Annotated in this window: 1 protein-coding gene; it reads left to right on the forward strand. The window is 34.8% G+C overall.

All coding sequences use genetic code 11. From position 1 onward, the window contains the following. The first annotated feature begins 10 nt into the window (after window positions 1–10). Window positions 11–127 carry a DUF3948 family protein gene (locus BAQ48_RS14920; protein WP_000654250.1) on the forward strand — a complete coding sequence of 39 codons (117 nt, stop codon included), beginning with the start codon at window positions 11–13 and terminating at the stop codon, window positions 125–127. The last annotated feature ends 77 nt before the right edge of the window (window positions 128–204 follow it).

Consider the following 204-nt stretch of genomic DNA (forward strand, 5'->3'; position numbering starts at 1 on the left):
GGAAGGGAGAATGAAAGATATGAAAGAGCAAGTATTACAAGTAACAAAAGGTGATTTCGTAGGATCAGCAAGCGGAGCAGTAGTATTAACAGCATTAATCGTGTTTCTATCAAGCGTATTAGTATAATAGAGGTTTTGTAACAAAAACAAAGGAAGGGAGAATGAAAGATATGAAAGAGCAAGTATTACAAGTAACAAAAGGTG

Source organism: Bacillus luti (genome assembly GCF_001884105.1).
GTDB lineage: Bacteria > Bacillota > Bacilli > Bacillales > Bacillaceae_G > Bacillus_A > Bacillus_A luti.